The sequence below is a fragment of the Streptomyces sp. NPDC052910 genome, from assembly GCF_055585605.1.
Genome location: NZ_JBVJJR010000008.1, coordinates 270,358 through 289,756 on the forward strand (window position 1 = coordinate 270,358; position 19,399 = coordinate 289,756).

At 70.1% G+C, this 19,399-nt stretch carries 14 protein-coding genes; 3 read left to right on the forward strand and 11 right to left on the reverse strand.

Features of this window, described 5'->3' with window-relative positions:
- Nucleotides 1-3 precede the first annotated feature (3 nt).
- The 5 genes from ACZ6X9_RS26870 to ACZ6X9_RS26890 all read right to left on the reverse strand — a co-directional run bounded on the left by ACZ6X9_RS26870 (nt 4) and on the right by ACZ6X9_RS26890 (nt 7,892).
- The gene (locus ACZ6X9_RS26870; RefSeq protein WP_469780575.1) at nt 4-1,038 is read right to left on the reverse strand and encodes an AAA family ATPase; all 1,035 of its coding nucleotides are present in this window, start codon (nt 1,036-1,038) and stop codon (nt 4-6) included.
- A complete protein-coding gene (locus ACZ6X9_RS26875) occupies nt 1,035-2,996 on the reverse strand; it encodes a VMAP-C domain-containing protein (protein ID WP_469780576.1) in 1,962 nt (653 codons plus the stop codon). Before ACZ6X9_RS26875 ends, ACZ6X9_RS26870 begins: the two co-directional genes overlap by 4 nt.
- Nucleotides 2,993-4,210: an RBBP9/YdeN family alpha/beta hydrolase gene (locus tag ACZ6X9_RS26880; protein WP_356079663.1), complete on the reverse strand. Its 1,218-nt coding sequence runs from the start codon at nt 4,208-4,210 to the stop codon at nt 2,993-2,995. Before ACZ6X9_RS26880 ends, ACZ6X9_RS26875 begins: the two co-directional genes overlap by 4 nt.
- 835 nt (nt 4,211-5,045) lie before the next feature.
- Nucleotides 5,046-6,188: a hypothetical protein gene (locus ACZ6X9_RS26885; RefSeq protein WP_469780577.1), complete on the reverse strand. Its 1,143-nt coding sequence runs from the start codon at nt 6,186-6,188 to the stop codon at nt 5,046-5,048.
- 708 nt (nt 6,189-6,896) lie between these two features.
- Nucleotides 6,897-7,892, reverse strand: a complete 996-nt coding sequence (locus ACZ6X9_RS26890) for a hypothetical protein (RefSeq protein ID WP_469780578.1) — start codon at nt 7,890-7,892, stop codon at nt 6,897-6,899.
- An 841-nt stretch (nt 7,893-8,733) separates the two neighbouring features.
- On the opposite strand from ACZ6X9_RS26890, the gene ACZ6X9_RS26895 reads away from it, so the two are divergent.
- Nucleotides 8,734-9,954 carry a protein-glutamine gamma-glutamyltransferase gene (locus tag ACZ6X9_RS26895; RefSeq protein WP_469780579.1) on the forward strand — a complete coding sequence of 407 codons (1,221 nt, stop codon included), beginning with the start codon at nt 8,734-8,736 and terminating at the stop codon, nt 9,952-9,954.
- Nucleotides 9,955-10,003: 49 nt separating this feature from the next.
- Here ACZ6X9_RS26895 and ACZ6X9_RS26900 read toward each other — a convergent pair whose 3' ends face one another.
- The 3 genes from ACZ6X9_RS26900 to ACZ6X9_RS26910 form a co-directional block, all read right to left on the reverse strand.
- A complete protein-coding gene (locus ACZ6X9_RS26900) occupies nt 10,004-10,405 on the reverse strand; it encodes a cupin domain-containing protein (RefSeq protein WP_469780580.1) in 402 nt (133 codons plus the stop codon).
- Nucleotides 10,406-10,471: 66 nt separating this feature from the next.
- Entirely contained in the window at nt 10,472-10,900 is a 429-nt protein-coding gene (locus tag ACZ6X9_RS26905; protein ID WP_469780581.1) for a RidA family protein, read from the reverse strand.
- Nucleotides 10,897-12,126, reverse strand: coding sequence for an acyl-CoA dehydrogenase family protein (locus ACZ6X9_RS26910; protein WP_469780582.1), 1,230 nt, complete (start codon nt 12,124-12,126; stop codon nt 10,897-10,899). The genes ACZ6X9_RS26905 and ACZ6X9_RS26910 overlap by 4 nt, the downstream gene beginning before the upstream one ends.
- Nucleotides 12,127-12,405: 279 nt before the next feature.
- Between ACZ6X9_RS26910 and ACZ6X9_RS26915 the strand changes: the two genes are divergently transcribed.
- Together ACZ6X9_RS26915 and ACZ6X9_RS26920 are read left to right on the forward strand one after the other, a co-directional pair.
- Entirely contained in the window at nt 12,406-14,037 is a 1,632-nt protein-coding gene (locus tag ACZ6X9_RS26915) for an AMP-binding protein (RefSeq protein ID WP_469780583.1), read from the forward strand.
- Nucleotides 14,030-14,872, forward strand: a complete 843-nt coding sequence (locus tag ACZ6X9_RS26920; protein WP_469780584.1) for a PaaX family transcriptional regulator — start codon at nt 14,030-14,032, stop codon at nt 14,870-14,872. Before ACZ6X9_RS26915 ends, ACZ6X9_RS26920 begins: the two co-directional genes overlap by 8 nt.
- A gap of 90 nt (nt 14,873-14,962) precedes the next feature.
- Here the strand turns inward: ACZ6X9_RS26920 and ACZ6X9_RS26925 are convergent, their stop codons facing one another.
- From ACZ6X9_RS26925 to argF, 3 genes are all read right to left on the reverse strand, one after another.
- Nucleotides 14,963-17,278 carry a bifunctional salicylyl-CoA 5-hydroxylase/oxidoreductase gene (locus ACZ6X9_RS26925; protein ID WP_469780585.1) on the reverse strand — a complete coding sequence of 772 codons (2,316 nt, stop codon included), beginning with the start codon at nt 17,276-17,278 and terminating at the stop codon, nt 14,963-14,965.
- Nucleotide 17,279: 1 nt separating this feature from the next.
- The gene (locus tag ACZ6X9_RS26930; RefSeq protein WP_469780586.1) at nt 17,280-18,107 is read right to left on the reverse strand and encodes an enoyl-CoA hydratase family protein; all 828 of its coding nucleotides are present in this window, start codon (nt 18,105-18,107) and stop codon (nt 17,280-17,282) included.
- 71 nt (nt 18,108-18,178) lie between these two features.
- Nucleotides 18,179-19,213: an ornithine carbamoyltransferase gene (gene argF, locus ACZ6X9_RS26935; RefSeq protein WP_469780587.1), complete on the reverse strand. Its 1,035-nt coding sequence runs from the start codon at nt 19,211-19,213 to the stop codon at nt 18,179-18,181.
- Between the last annotated feature and the right edge of the window lie 186 nt (nt 19,214-19,399).

Below are 19,399 nucleotides of genomic sequence, written 5' to 3' on the forward strand. Positions count from 1 at the left end.
TCCTCACACGGACGAGGGGCCGCTGAGCCGGTGCAGCACCGTCTCCAGGAACTGTGTGCGCTCGTCCGGGTCGGCCCATGCCCCCTTCAAGCGCAGTTGAACGGCATTTAGTAGTTGGTCGGTCGCGAGGTCGCCGTCCATGCGTCGGTGGATGAACGCTTCGACGAGTTCCCTGTAGCGCTCGTCCGACGTGCAGTCCAGTCCCAGCCGCTGCCGAACGATCTGCGTCAACTTCTCCTTTCCTGGCGGCTCCATGTGCAGTCTGATGCAGCGTCGTAGAAAGGGGGGAGGGAAGTCGCGTTCTCCGTTGCTGGTGAGGACAACGATGGGGAAGGACCGGCACTGCACCCGCCCGCGTTCCACCCGTACCCGCGCCTGTGGATCGTCCTGCGTACCGATCCTCACCTCCGGCTGCTGCGCCGCCACCCGGACCAGCTCAGGGATCTCGAAAGCCCCTTCCTCGAAGACTGTGAGCAGATCCCCGGGCAGGTCGATGTCGCTCTTGTCGATCTCGTCAACGAGCAGCACACGGGGCCGGTCTTGCGCCAGCAGTGCAGTACCCAGCGGCCCGAGGCGTAGATACGGTGCGATGGACGGGTCTAAGGGGGTGGCGGGTGCCTGTTGGAGGTTGCGTAGATTGGCATCGTGAAGCCTGCCGATTGCGTCGTACTGGTACAGGCCATCACGCAAGGTGGTGCGACTGGTGATCGGCCAGTGCAGTACGGGACCGAGTTCCAGGTCGGTTGCGATGCTGTACGCGAGCGTGGACTTGCCGAGGCCGGGCTTTCCCGTGACCAGCAGCGGTCGGCGCAAGTACAGGGCTGTGTTGACCGCGTCCTTCTCAGCCATGTCCGGCACGTATCCGGTGCCCCGGCGGTGCGTCTCCCGCCAGGCTGAGCCACCGGTCCCCGGGGGAGCGTACTCCGGATCTTGCACGCCCAAGAAGTCACGCCAGGGCGGCCGCTGTTCAGCCAGCCGCATGTGCCTCTGCTGGATGGTCCCGGGGCCCTGGTAGATCCACCATTCCTTTGCCGTCATGACAGCGGCCGCCTTTCAGGTACGCGTTCGGGGTCGTCCCACATCAGTGCCAAGGGGAACGAAGACCGTCGCACCCCGTCGGTGGGGGCTCCGGGCAGGGGAATCCGTAGTGTTCTCAGCAACGCAGGAAGCCGACGGACATCCATTCCGTCTGCTCCCGCAAGCGCGGCCACCAGCCCGCCTACGGCCGGTGGCGCATGGCCGCGGCGTGGCCAGACGGCAATTGGTACGCCGGCGTCCAGCACGGCGTCGAGCGTGTCCATCAGGCGTTGCTGGGACACGTCGGCCAGCACGCACACGGGCGGTTCAGTGGCCTGTAGAAAGACGCCGAGGGTGTCACTGACGTCGCCGTCGCCCAGCTCGTGCACGGCCTTCGGGTCAGTTCCACCATGGGCCTTGAACCACTGCCACTTGCGCCGCCAGTGCTCCCCTGCCACGCCATCGCGTTCGCCGGGACAGCGCACGAGGACCTCGTAGTGGCAGCCGAGTTCGATCTCCTTTCCCCGCCTTCCGATTGGCAGCCGCCAGCACTCGAACTCTTCTTCTAACAGACCGTAGGGCACATGGAACTCGATGCGCGTCAGCCCGCCCGCCTGATCTGCGAGCAACTGCCTGGCCAACCGATCTTGCACCTCCGACATGGCTAGGGGGCGGTTCGACTCAAAAATCGCTTCGAAGGCGCCTTCTCGGTAGAGCCACATCCGTAACCAGTAGACGCCGTCGGTCTCAGTGTCTTCCGCGAGCCGTGCATGTAGACCCGCGGGTTCGGGATCTGGCTGGGGTGGGGCAGGGACGGGAGCCGAACCCAGGCGTTCCCGGGTTTCGTCGACCCAGGCGTCAGCCGCTTCGGCCCATGGCAGCTCGGGAGAGCATGCAGCGAGATAACGAATAAAGGGCAGCGTGAGCGGCATGTCGCGCTGCCTGCCCTGTCGAGCGTCGAGGTCGTGAGCGATAGCCATCAGCCCGCCGGGCGGCAGGCCGCGGTGAGCGGGAAGCGCGCAGCCGGTGATGTCGAAGGCCCAGTGATAAGCATCGTGAGTATGGGCAGGGGTCCCTCGTCCGTGCAATAGCGCTCCGAGTTCCTTCCAGCCAATCTGGTCTAGACGCGGAGCTCCAGGTCCTGCGAAGTCGGGATCGGTCCAGCGATCGCCGAAGATGGTAGAGCCGCTCCAATCGCGGTCAATGACGAACTGCGGGTACTGCCAGGCAAGCCCCTTGGTCCGCAGTAGCTGAAAGTCAGCCTGTAAGGAGCGGGCGATGCCGACGAGTCCGTGCACACTCTGGTTCAGGGTGCTCTCGTGTAGCCGGCGCATCAGAGTGTCGGTGAACTGGCCAGCGCCCCGGTCAGCGCGGTTTTGCGCGACCTCGCCAGCGTGTGAGGCGTAAAGCGTAAATTGGCGGCGCCCTGGGTCTGGCGGGCGTGCTCCGTAGTCCATCTCGCCGAAGGAGAGCTTGCTTGCCGCGCGGGCATCGACCCGGCAGGCGTCACCGATGGCTATCTGTCGGCGAAAGCGACCGTCAGCCGGTCCAGCTCCCTTCCACCACCGCAGCGCTGCCTCCAGGTTGAGATGCGTAGTCCAGTCACGGGTAGCGTCCGCGTAAGGGAGGAGCATCTGGTGGGTTTGGTCGAGATAGCCGTGTCCGGCCCAGTAGATCCACAGCAGATCGCCGTCACACGTAGGAAGTTCCTTGAAGAGGATCCGCTCTACGTTGTCCCGGGTCGGCGAGAGGTAACTGTGCCGCGATAGCTCATGCCGGGTCCGATCAAGAGGCGAGAGCAGTAGGTTCACCTGGTGGTCCGGGACGCCGGCGGGGCCGGTAAGCCAGTCGGCGAACCGAACGGCGTCGCGGGCCGCGCCGGGCAGGTCCCACCGGTGGCTAATGCCGTACGACTCGATGCCTACGACGAGCGCGAAGACACGATGCGGGTCGATCTGTTCATGCCCGTCGACTGTCACCGTGGCGCCTCGATCTCCTCTGCGATCCGGTCGTACACCGCATCGAGCTTCCAGTACGCGCTGTGACTAAGGGGAAATGGCTGCCTGCTGCTCACCTCGTGGTCGATGACGCGGGAGTCGCCGGGGAAAACTGGTTCCGCCCGGTATGCGAGGAGGTCCTTACGGTCGAAGACATTGAGCCAGCGCGGGAAGCCGGGCGGCAGCCCGGCGGTCGGCGGCAGTCCGGAGAGGGCACCCAGTTCGTGCAGAAATGGCGCCTGCGAGCCGACAGTCACCAGCAGTCGCGCCCCGGGCAGCGGTCTCTGGTCGACGGCTGCGAGGGCAAAGAGATCCACGAGTGCGATGCCACCCAGGCTGTGACCGATCACGACAGTCGGTTTGGGGCTCGCTGTGATTAGGCTCTCTAGGTGGTCGCGGAGAGGCCGGCCACGGGCCTGGTACCGCAGAATGTCGCCGAGCGCTGGCACGGATCCTGTAGTCAGCGGCGCCCTCCAGTGATCGAGTGCAGGCTGGGTGGTCAACCGCAGGGCGAGCGTGCCGAGTACGGCGGCAGCCCGGCCGCCCGGGAAACGCCCAGTGCCGCCCAGCCTGGCGCCGACGAGGTCCACTAGCCGGTCGCGCTCGTCACCGGTACACAGAGCCTCGTCCCCGGCTGCGTTCAGAGCCTGGGCGACAACCGAGCGGGCCACGGTCGCTGCCAGCTCCCGGACGGCCGGGGCCTCGTGCACCGTTTCGCACGCGCCAGCGAATTCTGCGGAACCGGCAACAGTGGTCAGGGCTTCTCGGTAACCGGCCTCGATGCCCATGGACCCGAGCAACGGCGTCAGTTCACTGGGCGCCGTGTCGCCTTGCAGCTTGGCGAGCCGATCGGCGATCTCTTCGCCTGCAGCACGGACTCCCGGCATCCCCAATCCGTCGTCCTCCACAGCGGACTCAGCCAGAACCCGCAACTCACAGAGTGGGTCCATTAGCAGCAACAGCCACTCTGCGGTCTCCTGGTCGAGCGGGCTCGCAGCCGACGTGCCACGAGTACCGTCGAACCCCGGGATCGAGGCGCCACCCGCACTGAGCTTCGCGCCATAGGCGTCGCCCCAGTAACAGGGCACCAGTTCTGCATCGGGGAAGCGCGCGGTCAGCCCCGAGGTGACAAGGCTGGCCCACTGATCGTAACGCCTACGGCGCACGCCAGTCCCGTGAACGAAGATGAACCGCATGCGGACCAGCCCTCCCCCATCGTGCAGTTTGCAGGCAGGAGAATATCTGCTGCACCGCATGAGCAAGTGGAAATCAGTGTTGCTGCACGTGCTGCGGGGCGCCTCGGTGGATGCGCAGCGGCGCAAGGGGCTGGCTGAGTCGCCGCCCCAGCACGGACCTTGCCGCCAAGCTCTGCCATCAGAAGGATGTCCGAAAGCGAAGCACCCGAGCACCCGATTCTCGGGAGGATGCTGCATCGACCGCGCCGTGCGGCGGTAGTCCCCGGTACCTGGCACATTGCCCAGGCAGCATCAGATCCGCACCTTGCGCTCATCCGCGGCGCCAGGTTCTGCCCTACCCGCACCTGGCCGTCACTCAGCGTGCCGTTGGCAGTGTCTCCTCTGGGCTGACCTCCGATCCCACCACGGCCCGCCGCAACGCCGCTTCCTGGGGAGAACCTGGGGAGTATCGAAGGCGCTGGGGAGCGCGTGGGAAGAATCGACCGCGTAACGCAGCACGATTCTGAAAGACGCTGAAAGACTCATTCATGCAGGTCAGGGACGCGTGCAGCCGCATCGATGCAGGTCAGCGCCACCACGTAGACAACTTCAAGAAGATCTCCTCGCCCACCAGGCCGCACTTCAGGTGGCCTGACACCGGCCCAGCAGCGCACCCGACACCCCATCAGAACGAGCGTCATTTCAGCGTCAAGATATCGCCCATAACGCCCACACCGCACATAATGCACGCAGACAAAATCGCAGGTCAGGAGCCTTTTGTGGCCGGTTCAAGGATGGCGACGCACTCCACATGATGCGTCGTCGGCAACACGTCGGCTCAATGCTCACGCGGGCGTCACCGTCCGCCTAGACGCTCCGGACCATCGGGACTCCAACCCCTGAGAAATGGCTTGAGTTCCTCACGCGTGGGCTCATGGGTGTGCGGCAGTCCTGGAAGCGGGGTAAAGGGGTCGATTGACCTCACGTACTCCCTTGCCCACTCCAGCCACAGTCGAGCTGAGTCCAGAGCCGACTCGTCCGCAACACCGTTCAACTCGCCGATGCGACGTTCCAATGCATTGCAGTACGCACTGAGGGCAGCGGCCTCCTGCCAGCGCGCAGCCTCTTCACACAGCGCCTGGGCAAGCTGTTCACGGACAGCTTGTTCCTTCGCCGCGTCCATGGCCGCTTGCCATCGAAGTTCGCGTGCACGGTGGGCCTGCTGCTTCTCCTGCCTACGCCGAGCGTCCTCTACCGCCCGCGCCTCGATCTCTCCAAGGATCAAGCCCAGGGCTTCTTCGAGCGTCCGGTTCTTGCGATCCCGCCAGCGACCGGGCCGACCGGTCAGGCCATGGGCCAGCTCCACGACAAGACGAACGGAACGCTCCGAATCTGTGGACTCCGGGAACTCCTGTCTGACGGTGACGGTATACGCGAAGCCGTCGACAGCGATGTCCACTCCGCCCTCGCGCGGGTAGAAGGACGACCCGGCCTTCCGCACCTCGTATCCGCGCCGGATCGCCTCAGCCGCCAGTCCCTGCAACAGCAGGAGCGACCTACGGCGCAGCGCAGACGGCATGACGAGTCGGCGCTCGTCGTCTCTGAGCGCGGTCACGATCGGATGGATGTTTCCCAGTCGTGAGGGCACAGGAACCGGATCCCCGCCCGCCTCCGGCCGTTGACTCCGCGCGTTGGGATGCGGGCCATCCGCAAGGAAGAGCTCCAGCCCGGGCCCACCGTACGGAACCTTCTCAATGCGCTTGCCCGCTGGTTCCAGGCCGTGCCGTTTCGCGTAGTTGACGACGCGCCGCCACTCCGCGACCTCGTCGTCATCAGGGTCGGCGATCCGAACGCGGCCCTTGGCGACGAGCCGCTCGATCAGCTCCTGAGCCTTCGCCCGCCGGGCCCGCGCGACGGGCCTCTCGCTGTAGGGCGTCCGAGAGCTGGCGGGCAATGCCGGCTCGCTGCCACCAGCGACCGCAGAGTCATCGTCGATCATCAGGACCCCACCATCCCGCAAGGCGTCGGCCGAGCGCCAGTCACTCGACATCCAGGCTCCACCACCTTCGCTGGAATCGAGGGCGTTCGACTGCCCGTACTGCCGACAGAGCCGAAAGGCACCCGTCAGCAGTGGGAGTCCCCTGGGGCTTTTCCGGGGCTTCCGGCCCCATCAAGCGGCACGAGCGTGAAACAGCCGAAAGGTCATTCGCGCAGCTCAGCGGCCACAGGCCACTCATCGCGGCAGGTCAGCGCGTTCACTGGCCTCTTCCAAGACATCTGATCCCGCGTCGCCGGTCTGCCGCCGACCTTACCCGGCCGCAGGCCGGCACGGGCCCGCGGTTGGGCCGCACCCGCGAGATCCGCCGCTCAGCACCCCCTGGATACCACCGTCCCTCAGGTCGCCCAGACCCAGCCGACCCTGCGGCTTTCCGATCTCGCGGCACCGCTTCACTCGCATCATGGCGGCCCGGGCGGGCTTCACCGACCCTCCCGGACCGCCCCTTGGCAGCAGCCCTGTGTACCTCGATGTTCCGCCGAAGCTCTCGGAGGAATGGCGGACACACATGTGGTCACGGAGGGCTTGGGAAACGAAGCTCTTCCCGGTTCACAGCGCGCCCTCGGCCTCGCCCTGAACGTGGCGAACAGGGCGAGGTGCCGCACTGCGCGGACGGTGCGATCGGAGGCACGGCAGCCGTCCGGCCATGCATCAGGGCTGGTAGCGCTTGGTCACGACGACCTTCGTCCCGTCGAGCGCGGCCCCCACGGGTGTCTCGGCCCACTGGGAGAGAAGCAGCGGCTGTTCCACGACGAGTTGGAGCAAGTCCGCGATGTCGTCGGCTTCGGGCGCGGTCGGGAGGGCGCAGCCGACCAAGGGGATTCCCGTAGCGCTCGTGCAGTCTTCGTGCGCTTCGTCGGGATCGTCCGGCTGCCAGCGGGCGATCTCGATCTCCCAGGATCCGCCGTCATCGCTGGGATCCGGAGTTTGCACCGTCATGTAGAAACCTTCGGAGCCGGACGGCTCGGCAAAGATCTCACCGCTGGGATCGTCCAGCGACACCCCCCTGCCGGCACACCGGGAATGTGCCGTGACGAGCACTCGGAGGGAATCCACCGCCTTCTCCCGCTCCCTTGCGGTGAGCGCCTCCTCCTGACGATCGAGCGCTGATCGCGTTTCGTCGCTCAGCGTGTCTGCACCGTCGTCATAATTGACAAAGGGATGGGCGAACCGCCAGTGACGTACGGGCTCTTCCTCGAGATCGCAGCCGGTTCCCGAATAGTCGGCGAGTGCCGCCTGCAATTGGCTCGCCTCTTCGACCAGTTCGGCACGGACTGCCCTACCGATTGTTTCGGGAACGCCCGTCAGGGCGTTGTCCAGATCGGTCAACGCCTGATGAAGACGTAGGCATACGTACTCGTACCACAGGCTGTGTGCGCCGCTGAGAAGTTCGGCGCGGGCGGCAGTGTCGGTCAGCGCCGCAAGGTGCTTGCTCGGGTAGTGCTCCACCCCCCGTTTCCGACGGTCGTAAACACTGACGGGGACAGTGGCGAAAGCGGAGATGCGGTTGAGAGCGTCGGCGATCCGAGCTGCGTCGGGAGAATCCTCAAGACTCGTCACCGTCTTGGAGACGACGCCGTCCGGCCCTTGATAGGCCGCCAGGACCTGCGTCTTTCCGCGGTTGGCGTGTTGGGAGTAGATGGTCACGATAAGGCCTTTCGCCCGTCCGGTCGGCGAACAATCGGACGGGGCAGGTACGGAGAGATGCGAAGGAGGTGGTGGCGAGGGCGCTTTCCGACGCTCCGTACCTCAAGATGACCGGGGGTGGCCCAGGTACGTTCCCGGGCTCCATTCCTGCCCGCAGGCTAGACGGCCGGCGCCTCCCGCCGCAAGCAGCACTCCGCGCCGGGACGGACAGGCGCGCAACGGAGGTCGGACACTTACCCCCCTGCGCGTCGTGGGCCTTCACCCCGCGGGCGAAGGGTGGGGTCCTGGGCGCGACTGAACACCGCCCCCATGACGGGTTGGCCGGTTTTGACGTCGTGGTGTTGCCGTGGAGTCACCTCGGAGACATGATCACTGTTCGTATCAGCCCGATCACCCACTCAGGAGCCGAAAAGTGTTACGCCGGAACCCGTCTCCGCGCCCTCGCACCCGTCGCCGTGACCTCGAGCTCAGTCCTGCTTCCCGCCCGGAGGGCCACCTTGGCCGGGCGTGCCTCGTCGCCTCTGCGACGCTTTTGAAGTAACGCGCGCCGGCCTCACCCGCCCCGGGCCACGAGCCCCTCCTCGCGGGTGCCCGAGTCGCATCCCGCCCGCCGCCGGCCGATACGGTCACGCCCCGGAGACGGCCGAGCCGCCACCGCCGCGTCCGGCTTTCGACGCGCCCCACGCTCCGGCCCGCGCGAGGGCTTTCCCGCGGCCGCGCAGCGTGGGTTGGCGCGGGTCCGGTCTCCGAGCGGCGACCCATCGCGTACCCCTCCGCCACATCGCGTTTTCGCACGCTCTCGTTCCACGACGCCTCACCACACAAGGAGTTGTCGACTTCCATGTACGAACGCCGGAGAACTCTCCTCTTCGCCGCTCTCGGTGCGGTCATGTGCACCACCGCGTTGACGCCGTCGGCCGGCGCGGCCACCGGTAGCGGTCCCGGGGGAGAGAAGAGGTCCTACGCCGAAACGCATCACCTGACGGCGGACGACGTCGAGAGCATCAACGCGCTGAACGGGAGCGCGCTGGCTCCTCCGGGTGCGGGAACGTTCCGCCCGGTGCCCGACTCGGACGAGAGGGTGACTCCTCCGGCCGAGCCGCTCGACCGGATGCCCGACCCGTACCGGCCGTCGTACGGCAGGGCGGAGACGGTCGTCAGCAACTACATACGCAAGTGGCAGCAGGTCTACAGCCATCGTGACGGCAGGAAGCAGCAGATGACCGAGGAGCAGCGTGAATGGCTGTCCTACGGTTGCGTCGGCGTCACGTGGGTCAATTCGGGCCAGTACCCGACGAACAGACTGGCTTTCGCGTTCTTCGACGAGGACAAGTACCAGAGCGCGCTGAAGAACGGCAGGCCCCGGTCGGGTGAGACGCGGGCGGAGTTCGAGGGCCGCGTCGCGAAGGACAGCTTCGACGAGGGCAAGGGGTTCAAGCGGGCGCGTGATGTGGCGGCCGCCATGAACAGGGCGCTGGCGAACTCCCATGACGAGAGCGCCTACGTCGACAACCTCAGGAAGGAGCTCGCGAACGAGAACGACGCTCTGCGGAACGAGGACACCCGCTCGACGTTCTACTCGGCGCTGCGGAACACGCCGTCGTTCAAGGAGCGGGACGGAGGGAATCACGATCCCTCCAGGATGAAGGCGGTCATCTACTCGAAGCACTTCTGGAGCGGTCAGGACCGGTCGGGTTCCGCCGACAAGAGGAAGTACGGCGATCCGGAGGCCTTCCGCCCCGACCGGGCGACCGGTCTGGTCGACATGTCGCGGGACAGGAACATTCCGCGCAGTCCCACCAGCCCCGGCGAGGGTTTCGTCAATTTCGACTACGGCTGGTTCGGGGCCCAGACGGAAGCCGACGCCGAGAAGACCATATGGACCCACGGCAACCACTACCACGCGCCCAACGGCAGCCTGGGCGCCATGCACGTCTACGAGAGCAAGTTCCGTAACTGGTCGGAGGGGTACTCGGACTTCGACCGCGGAGCGTATGTGATCACGTTCGTTCCCAGGAGCTGGAACACCGCCCCCGACAAGGTGACGCAGGGCTGGCCGTGATGTGAGCGGGAGAGGAGGGCCGGGGCGCCCGGCTCTCCTGTCCCGGCACTCAGCGCCGGAGCTCGTGCCCCGTCGTGCTGTCCACGTGGTCCGGGAGGTCGCCCTCGTGGCGGTCGCCCGTCGTCGGGGTGCCCGTGGGTTCGAACATGAGGATGGAGGCGCCCGGGGAGGACGGCTTGTGTTCGGTGCCCTTGGGGACCACGAAGGTGTCGCCCTTGTGGAGGCGCACCGTGCGTTCCGAGCCGTCGGGGTCCCGGAGGGCGAGGTCGAACCGGCCGTCCAGGACGAGGAAGAACTCGTCGGTGTCCTCGTGGACGTGCCAGACGTGCTCGCCCCGGGTGTGGGCGACGCGGACGTCGTAGTCGTTCATGCGGGCGACGATGCGCGGGCTGTAGACGTCGTCGAAGGAGGCGAGTGCCTTGGTGAGGTTGACGGGCTCGGTGTTGTTCATGTGTCGAGTCTCGGTGGGGCTGCCCGCGGGGTCCAGTGCGTTGTCGTCACACCTCGGACCGCCGTGTCACGGCAGCACTGCCACACCGTCCAGTTCCACCAGCGCCTCCTCGTCCCACAGCCGCACCGCGCCGATGACCGCCATCGCCGGGTAGTGGCGTCCCGCCAACCGCCGCCAGACGCGGCCCAGTTCCCCGGCGCACGCGCGGTACGCCGCGACGTCCGTGGTGTAGACGGTGACGCGGGCGAGGTCGGCCGGGGCCCCGCCGGTGGCCGCGAGTGCGGTGAGGAGGTTGGTGAGGGCGCGCTCGAACTGGGCCGGGAGGTCGCCCGGGAGCAGGCGTCCCTCGGCGTCGAGTCCCGTCTGGCCGGCGAGGAAGACGAGACGGCCGCCCTCGGCGGCCACGGCGTGGGTGAAGCCGCGGGGCGGGGACAGTTCCGGAGGGTTGACGCGAGTCACCCGCGCCGGCTCGTTCTCCTTCCGCTCCGCGCTCACCGGTACAGCTCCCTCGCGATGATCGTGCGCTGTACCTCGGTCGCGCCCTCGTAGATGCGGGTCGCCCGGACCTCGCGGTACAGGTGTTCCAGGAGGTGTCCCTGTTCCAGGGCGCGGGCGCCGTGGATCTGGATGGCGGCGTCGATGACGTACTGGGCGGTCTCGGTGGCGTAGAGCTTGGCCATGGCCGAACGGCCGGCGACGCCCGGTTCGCCGGCGTCGTAGGCGGTGGCGGCGGCGTGGACGAGGAGGGACGCGGCCTCGGTGCGGGTGGCCATGTCGGCGAGGCGGTGGGAGACGGCCTGGAGGTCCTTCAACGGGGCGCCGAAGGCGTGGCGTTCGGCGGCGTGGGTGAGGGCGGCGCGCAGGGCCGCGCGGGCCATGCCGACGGCGAACGCGCCGACGCTCGGCCGGAAGAGGTCGAGGGTGCGCAGGGCGACGCGGAAGCCGGCGTCCACCTCGCCGAGTACGTCGTCGGGGCCGACGGGGACGCCGTCGAAGGTGAGGGTGCCGATGGGGTGCGGGGCGACCATGCGCAGCGGCCGGCCGCCGAGGCCGGGCCGGCCGGCCGGGACGAGGAACGCGGTGATGCCGTGCGCCCCGGCGTCCGGGCGGGTCCGGGCGAAGACGGTGTAGAAGTCGGCCTCCGGGGCGTTGGAGATCCACTGCTTCTCGCCGTGCAGGGTCCAGCCGGACTCGCCGGCGGGTTCGGCGCGCAACCGGAGGGCGGCGGCGTCGGAGCCCGCCTCCGGCTCGCTCAGGGCGAAGGCGGCGACGGCCCGCCCGGCGGCGACCTCCGGCAGCCAGCGGTTCCGCTGCGCTTCCGTGCCGGCCTGGGCGACCGGGTGGGCGCCCAGGCCCTGGAGGGCGAGGGCCGTCTCCGCCTCCGTGCACTCCTGCGCCAGCGCCTCGCGCAGCAGGCAGAGGTCGACGGCGCTGAGCACTCCGTCGGCCGGGAACAACCGTTCCAGCAGGCCGTGTTCGCCCAGGGCGGCCACCAGCGGGCGGTTGACGCGTCCGGGTTCGCCGGCCTCGGCGAGGGGGCGCAGCCGGCGGGCGGCCAGGGTGCGTAACGTGGCGCTCCACGCGCGCTGTTCGGGTCTCGGTCCGAGCGAGGCGCGGCCCGCCGGGCCGACCCCTGGGACACCGTGCGAGCCCGGTGAGCCGTGTGGATCCCGCGAGCCCCGCGCATCCTGTGAACCCTGCGAATCCTGCTCGGTCGGCATCGGAACCGTTCTTCCTTTCGGTGGCGTCGGTCATCGGGGGGGCGGGGGGGACGGAGAGGACATCCTGCAATCGCCGCGCCCGGCAGCCTGTCGCGCTCTGTTGACTGTCGTCACGGTCTCGTTACGCTGGCAGCGCATCCGTACGGCTGGCAAGACCCCGGGTACCCCCGCCGGTCCCCGCGCACCTCCGGCGGCTCCCCCCGTACTCTCAGCACCTCCCCGTACCCCCGTACCTCCCCGCACCTCCACCCTTCCCCGGACGAGGGGGCGCGATCCGTCATGGAGCTCCTGCCGTCGGCACACGTCGACACCTTCCCCCGCGACAGCCTCCCCCCGCCCGGCCAGTGGCCGGACCTGCCGTTCGGCCCGGCCGTCCCGCCCTACCCGGACCGGCTCAACTGCGGTGCGGAGCTGCTGGACGTGACGGCGGAACGGCTGGGTCCCGACCGGCCGGCGCTGCGGGACAAGGCCGGGAGCGTCTGGTCGTACGGCGAACTGCGCGAGCGCGTGGCCCGGATCGCGCACGCGCTCACCACCGACCTGGGCGTCGTCCCCGGCAACCGCGTGCTGCTCCGCGGCCCGACCACCCCACTGCTCGCCGCCTGCTGGCTGGCGGTGATGAAGGCCGGAGCGGTCGCGGTGACCGTCCCCGACGCCCAACGGGCCCGCGAACTGACCGCCATCTGCCGCATCGCCCGCATCCGACACGCGCTGTGCGACGCGCGGTCCACCGGGGAGCTCGTCAAAGCGGCCGTGCCCGGCCTGCGGACGACGCCGTTCGGCGGCGGCTCCCCCGGCGACCTGCTGCGGCTGTCGGCAAAGAAACCGCCATCCTACGCCGCGGTGGAGACCTCGGCGGACGACGTCGCGCTCATCGCCTTCACCTCGGGGACCACCGGGCCGCCCAAGGGCTGCCTGCATTTCCACCGGGACGTCCTGGCCGTCGCCGACACCTTCTCGGCGCGGGTGCTGCGCCCCCGGCCCGACGACGTCTTCGGCGGCAGCCCACCGCTCGGCTTCACCTTCGGCCTGGGCGGGCTGCTGGTCTTCCCGTTGCGGGCGGGCGCCTCGACGGTGCTCGCCTCCTGGTCGGGCGCCGGGCAACTGCTGGCGGACGTCCAACGGCAGCGTGTCTCCGTGCTGTTCACGGCGCCGACGGCGTACCGGGCGATGCTCGACCGGATCGGCTCGTACGACACCTCGTCCCTCCGCCGGTGCGTCTCCGCGGGTGAGCACCTGCCCGCCGCGCTGTGGCACGCCTGGCGGACGGCCACCGGGCTGGCACTGATCAACGGGATCGGTGCCACGGAGATGCTGCACATCTTCCTCGCCGCGGACGGCGAAACGTCCCGCCCCGGTACGACCGGGCGCCCGGTGCCCGGCTTCGAGACGCGGATCGTCGACGACGCGGGCCGGCCGCTGCCCGACGGCACGCCCGGCCTGCTGGCCGTGCGCGGCCCGGTGGGCTGCCGCTACCTCGCCGACGAGCGGCAGACGACGTACGTCAGGAACGGCTGGAACCTGACCGGCGACCGCTACGTCCGGGACCCCGACGGCTGCCACACCTTCCTCGGCCGCGCCGACGACCTGATCGTCTCGGGCGGGCACAACGTCTCCGGACCCGAGGTCGAGGAGGCGCTGCTCCGCCACCCCGACGTGCTGGAGGCGGCGGTCACCGGGCGGCCGGACGAGCGGCGCGGCGAGGTCGTCGTCGCCCACGTGGTGCTGCGGGCCGGCGTACCGCGCTCCGGACACACCGCGGACGACCTGCGGGAATTCACCAAAAAGGAGATCGCCCCCTACAAGTGCCCTCGCGAGATCGAGTTCCTCGACGCGCTGCCGCGCACGCCCACCGGCAAACTCCAGCGGTTCCGGCTGCGTTCGGGCGCTTTACAGTTTCCCCGTGACTGACCACCAGCCGTCCCCCACCCCCCGTTCGCTGATCGTCTCCTTCTACGGTGCGTACGGCCGCGGGGCCGCCGGGCGTCCGGCCGGCCCGCTGCCGGTCGCGGCGCTGATCCGACTGCTCGGCGCGGTGGGCGTGGACGCGCCCTCGGTGCGGTCGGCGGTCTCCCGGCTGAAGCGGCGCGGCCTGCTGACCGCCGGCCGGACGGCGGACGGCGCGGCGGGCTACGGACTCTCCGACGCGGCGCGGCAGTTGCTGGACGACGGTGACCGGCGGATCTTCGGCCGGCCCGCCGCCCGCCCGGGCCACGGCTGGCTGCTGGCGGTCTTCTCGGTGCCCGAGGAGGAACGGCACAAGCGGCACCTGCTGCGCTCGCGGCTCTCCCGGCTGGGCTTCGGGACGGCGGCACCCGGCGTGTGGATCGCCCCCGCGCACGTGTACGAGGAGACCCGGCACACGCTGGACCGGCTGGGCCTGGGCCCGTACGTGGACCTGTTCCGCGGCCGGCATCTGGGCTTCGATCCGACCGCTGAGGCGGTGGCCCGCTGGTGGGATCTGGACGCACTGGCCCACCGGCACCACGCGTTCCTGGAGGCGCACGAGCCGGTGCTGCGCCGTTGGGCGCGGCGACGGCCGGCGGCGCCCGAGGAGGCGTACCGGGACTACCTCCTCGCCCTCGACTCCTGGCGCCGCCTGCCGTACGCCGATCCGGGCCTGCCGGCGGCCGTGCTGCCGGCGGGGTGGCCCGGCGCCCGCTCGGCGCGGGTGTTCGCGGCGTTGCACCGGAGGCTGCGGGACCAGGGCGGGGGGTTCGTGGCGGGGGTGCTGGGGAGCGGGTGACGGGCGGGACGTGCTGGGGGCTGTGACGGACGAGGGTGCTGGGGTGGCAGACGGGCGGGGGCACTCGGGGCGGGAGACGGGCGGGGCCCGTCACGTCCTTCGCCCCACCGGCGGCCTGCGGCTCCCCGCCCGGTACTGGACCGGCCAGACCACCCCCGGCCCGCTGTACTCCTGTTCCGCCGCCGCGTGCAGCGTCCAGTGCGGATCGTAGAGGTGGGGGCGGCCGAGGGCGCACAGGTCGGCACGGCCGGCGAGGATCAGCGAATTGACGTCGTCCCAGGAGGAGATCGCGCCGACGGCGATCACCGGGACCTCGGCCTCGCTCCGTATCCGGTCCGCGAACGGCGTCTGGTACGACCGGCCGAACGCGGGCCGTTCGTCCGGGACGACCTGGCCCGTCGAGACGTCCACCGCGTCCGCGCCGTGCGCGGCGAACGCGCGGGCGACGGTCACCGCGTCGTCGGCGGTCGTGCCGCCGGGGGCCCAGTCGGTGGCCGAGATCCGGACGGTCATCGGCCGGTCGGCGGGCCAGACGGCGCGTACCGCGTCGAAGACCTCCAGGGGGTAGGCCAGCCGGCGCGTGAGGTCGCCGCCGTAGGCGTCGTCACGGTGGTTGGTGAGCGGGGAGAGGAAGGAGGAGAGCAGGTAGCCGTGGGCGCAGTGCAGTTCGAGGAGGTCGAAGCCGGCGCGGGCGGCGGAGGCGGCGGATGCCGTGAAGTCGTCCTTGATCCGCCGCAGTTCGTCGGTGTCGAGCCGCTTCGGCACCTGGCTGACGCCCGGCCGGTAGGGCAGCGGTGACGGGCCGGCCACCGGCCAGCCGCCCTCCGGCAGCGGGTCGTCGATGCCCTCCCACATCAGCCGGGTGGACCCCTTGCGGCCGGAGTGGCCGAGCTGGACGCCGATGGCCGTACCGGGGGCGGCCTCGTGCGCGAAGTCGGTGATGCGGCGCCACGCCGCCTCGTGCGCGGGCGCGTACAGGCCCGTGCAGCCGGGGGTGATGCGTCCCCGGGGGCTCACGCAGACCATCTCCGTCATCACCAGCCCCGCGCCGCCCAGGGCGCGCGCTCCGAGGTGGACGAGGTGGAAGTCGCCGGGCGTGCCGTCGATGGCGGAGTACATGTCCATCGCCGAGACCACCACCCGGTTGCGCAGGGTCAGTCCCCGCAGGGTGAACGGGGTGAACATGGGTGGCGTGCCGGGCGGTACGCCGGCTTCCTCCTCGACGGCGGCGACGAACGCCGGGTCGCGGAGCCGGAGGTTGTCGTGGGTGACGCGGCGGCTGCGGGTGAGGAGGTCGAAGGCGAACCGGCGGGGCGTGCGGTTCCGTCGCCGCCAGGCCAGATCCTCGAACCACTCCAGGCTGGCCCGGGCGGCCCGCTGGGTGGACTCGACGAGCGGGCGCCGCTCGGCCTCGTACGCCGCCAAGGCCGCAGGGACGTCGGGGTCGGAGGCGGGGGCGGAGGCGGGAGCGTGGGGGTGGGGGCCGCCGGGCCGAAAGCCCGGAACGTCGGCTCCGGATCCGGCGACCCGCCCCACGAGGGCCAGGGCGTCCTCGACGGCCAGCTTGGTGCCGGAGCCAACGGAGAAGTGGGCGGTGTGGGCGGCGTCGCCGAGAAGCACGATGTTCCCGTACGACCAGTGGGCGTTGACGACCGTACGGAAGGCCGTCCAGGCGGAGCGGTTGGCGCGCAACGGGCGCCCGCCCAGCGCCTCCGCGAACAGTCCGGCGCAGGCGCGCAGGGTCTCGGCCTCGGTGCGGCGGTCGAAGCCGGCCCGGCGCCAGACCTCCTCGCACATCTCGACGATCACCGTGCTCGCGTCGGGGGCGTAGGGGTAGCCGTGCAACTGCATCACGCCGTGCTCGGTCTCGATGATCTCGAAGCGGAAGGCGTCGAAGGCGAAACCGGTGGAGAGCCAGATGTAGCGGCAGCGGTGGGTGGTGAGCGTGGGACGGAAGTGGTCGGCGTGGGCGGCCCGCGTGGCGCTGTGGACGCCGTCGGCGGCGACGACGAGGTCGTGGGTGCGGGCGAGTTCGGCGGCGGGCGGCGCCTCCGTACGGAACCGCAGGTCGACGCCGAGGGTGCGGCAGCGTTCGTGCAGGATCCGCAGCAGCCGGTGGCGGCCGAGCGCGGCGAAGCCGTGGCCGCCGGAGCGCAGGGTGTGCCCCCGGTGCACGACGTCGATGTCGTCCCAGCGGACGAACGACCGGCGGAGCGCGGCGTAGACGTCGGGGTCGGCGCTCTCGATGCCGCCGAGCGTCTCGTCGGAGAGGACGACACCGAAACCGAAGGTGTCGTCGGGGGCGTTGCGCTCCCAGAGGGTGACCCGGTGGCCGGGGTCCCGCCGCTTCAGCAGGGCGGCGGTGTAGAGCCCGCCGGGCCCGCCGCCGATGACCGCGACGCGCACCTCACTCGCCCCGCCACTCGGGGGCGCGCTTGGCGGTGAACGCCGCGTGGAACTCGGCGTAGTCGGCGCTGTTCATCAGGAGCGCCTGGGTGGCGGCGTCGAGTTCGATCGCGGCGGAGAACGGCATGTCGAGCTCGGCGGCGAGCAGGGCCTTGGTCTGGGCGAGGGCGAGGGCGGGCCCCTCGGCCAGCCGGCGGGCCAGGACGAGGGCCGCGTCGGCCGCCTCGCCCTCCGGCACCAACTGACTGATCAGCCCGATGCGTTCGGCCTCGGCCGCGCGCACGGTGTCGCCCAGCATCAGCAGCCGGGTGGCGTGACCGAGGCCGACGACGCGCGGCAGCAGGTAGGCCGCGCCCATGTCGCCGCCGGAGAGGCCGACCCTGGTGAAGAGGAAGGCGAAGCGGCAGGTGGGGTCGGCGACGCGGAAGTCGGCGGCGAGCGCGAGCACCGCCCCGGCGCCGGCGGCGATGCCGTGCAGGGCCGCGACGACGGGGAACGGGCACTCGCGCAGGGCCCGGACGACCTGGCCGGTCATCCGGTTGAAGTCGAGGAGCCGGCGGGTGTCCATGGCGAGGGTGGCGCCGATGATGGCGTCCACGTCCCCGCCGGAGCAGAAGCCGCGCCCCGCGCCGCCCAGCACCAGGGCCCGCACGGAGCCGTCCCGGGCGAGCTCGGGCAGCAGGTCGCGCAGGTCGGCGTAGGCGCCGAAGGTGAGGGCGTTGAGTTTGTCCGGTCGGGCGAGGGTGACGGTGGCGACGCCGGAGTCCACGGTCAGGCGCAGGTGCCGCCATTGCTCGGTCGTGGACGCTGATCCGGTGAACGGGCTCATCGGGCACGGCCTCCTTCAGCCGGGTGGGCTGGTGCCTGCCCGGCGAAGCTATCACCGATGTGTGACTGTCGTCACGAGTGCGCGATGGGCAGGACGGACTCCTCGGGGCGGGCCAGGCTGGACACGAGCAGCGCCTTGATGGTGTGCATCCGGTTCTCCGCCTGGTCCCAGACGACGGAGTGCACGGACTCGAAGACCTCGTCGGTGACTTCGAGGGACGTGAGGCCGTGCCGTTCGTGGATCTCGCGGGCGACGGAGGTGCCGAGGTCGTGGAAGGCGGGCAGGCAGTGCAGGAACTTCACGGCCGCGTTGCCGGTGGCCCGGAGGACGTCCATGGTGACGGCGTAGGGGGCGAGCAGGGCGATCCGGGCGTCCCACACCTCGCGGGGCTCGCCCATCGAGACCCAGACGTCGGTGGCGACGAAGTCGGCACCCGCGACGCCCTCCGCGACGTCCTGGGTGAGCGTGATGCGGGCGCCGCTCCAGCGGGCGAGCCGCCGCGCCTCCTCGACGATCCCGGGGGCCGGCCAGAGCTCCTCGGGGGCGACGATGCGGACGTCCATGCCGAGGAGGGCGCCGGTGACGAGGTAGGAGTTGCCCATGTTGTAGCGGGCATCGCCGAGATAGGCGAGGGCCACGTGCTCCAGGGGCTTGGCGGTGTGCTCGGAGACGGTGAGGACGTCGGCGAGCATCTGGGTGGGGTGCCACATGTCGGTGAGCCCGTTGTAGACGGGCACTCCGGCGTAGGCGGCGAGCTCCTCCAGCGTCTCCTGGGCGTGACCCCGGTACTGGATGGCGTCGTACATCCGGCCGAGGACCCGGGCGGTGTCCCGGGCCGACTCCTTGTGGCCGAGCTGGGAGCCGGAGGGATCCAGGTAGGTGGTACGGGCGCCCTGGTCGGCGGCGGCGACCTCGAAGGCACAGCGGGTGCGGGTGGAGGTCTTCTCGAAGACCAGCGCGATGTTGCGCCCGGTCAGCCGGGGCGTCTCGGTGCCGGCCCGCTTGGCGGCCTTCAGCTCGGCGGCCAGCTCGACGAGGCCGTGGAACTCCTCGGGGCTGAGATCCGTCTCCTTGAGCAGGCCGCGGCCCGCGAGGTCTGTGGCCATGAGGACTCCCTGGATGCCGTGGGCGCCGGGCGCGACGCCTGTGACGCGGTGCGTGTCACGCGGTGGTGCCACGCGGTCGTGTCACACAGTGCGCGCCATACGCCGCCGCGCTGGAATTCTATGCGCTTGGTCGCAATATTATGCACGCATCCTCTCACGGGCTTCCATCGGCCCCTGCCGTCTCAC